Raw genomic sequence first — 1,340 nt, 5'->3', positions numbered from 1 at the left:
GGCTCTTCACTTATTATGGTGGGTAACCCTTTATTTTCCTGCCGCTTTTGGTCACTGTTGTCGCATCCGATTAACTCAATGGATGGGGACCAACGTTGGATCAATGTACCCTCTACGAACACATTCTAGGGCTGTCCTCTCCTTGGCTTGTATCAGGCGTCGAACTGGATAAGAGCCAGGGGGAAGTCGTCGTTCAGGTCGGTCTGGACCATGGCGCTAAGCTTGTCTGCCCCCGCTGTGGCCATGCCTGCCCGGGCTACGACTCGCGGGAACGTCGTTGGCGTCACCTCGATACTTGTCAGTTCCGAACGCAAGTGGTTGCTCAGGTTCCTCGTGTGCAGTGTCCCGAGCATGGCTGTCTGACGATCAGTGTTCCTTGGGCTGAACAGAACAGCCGGTACACACTTCTATTTGAAGCCTTCGTTATCAGCTGGCTCAGGGCAGCCTCGATCTCTGCGGTCAGCAAGCAGTTACGCCTGAGCTGGACTGCCATCGACAACATCATGGAACGGGCCGTGCGGCGGGGCCTGGCTAATGCTCCTGACCGAGATACGACACGGCTGGCCGTCGATGAGACGGCATTTCGTAAAGGGCACGACTATGTAACGATCGTTTCTAACGACCAGGGCCAGGTTTTGGCCGTGGAGGACGGCCGATCCTCGGATAGCCTTGGGCGCTTTTACGCCACCCTGGATGAGCCTCGTAAGCGGTCGATTCTGTCCATCTCTATGGATATGAGTCCGGCCTATCAGAAGGCGACATTTGAGCATATCGAGAAAGCCCATCGGAAAATCGCCTTCGACCATTTCCACGTTGCGCAAATGCTGACCCGAACGCTTGATGCCACTCGCAAAGCTGACATGGCACGTGCGGATCATTCGATGCGGAAGGAGATCCATCGAAGCCGATACACCTGGCTACGCCATCGCAAGAGCCTTAAAGGACAGCAGATACAACAGATCAAATATTTGTCAGAAACCCTCAAAAACACCGGTTTGGTGTGGTATCTCAAGGAGAAAGCGCGAGATATCTGGCGAGGCTACCGGGTCAAAGGTGCTCGCGCAGCTTGGCAAGAATGGATCCATATGGCCCGGCTCACTGAGGTTCGGGCCCTGAGTGCCACGGCAGACCAGATCGAAACTAAGCTGTTTGGCATCCTTAACGCTATGCGTTTCCGGGCTTCCAATGCCCTTGCGGAAGCGATCAATGGACAAGTTCGAGCGGTAAAGGTTCGGTCTCGGGGATTCCGGAACAAGGAGAGGTTCAAGCGGGCGATTCTATTTCACTACGGCGGACTGCCAATGGCACCTGACCCACACAGATAAGTGAAGAGCCATATA

1 protein-coding gene is annotated in these 1,340 nt (G+C 54.8%); it reads left to right on the top strand.

Features of this window, described 5'->3' with window-relative positions; translation table 11 throughout:
* Nucleotides 1-95: 95 nt before the first annotated feature.
* Nucleotides 96-1,325 carry an ISL3 family transposase gene (locus CDH47_RS17440; protein WP_100641622.1) on the top strand — a complete coding sequence of 410 codons (1,230 nt, stop codon included), beginning with the start codon at nucleotides 96-98 and terminating at the stop codon, nucleotides 1,323-1,325.
* Nucleotides 1,326-1,340: the final 15 nt, after the last annotated feature.

It is taken from the genome of Marinobacter salexigens (genome assembly GCF_002806945.1).
GTDB lineage: Bacteria > Pseudomonadota > Gammaproteobacteria > Pseudomonadales > Oleiphilaceae > Marinobacter > Marinobacter salexigens.
Note: the sequence above shows the minus strand (reverse complement) of the source record. Positions and strands in the feature narration are given on the sequence as shown.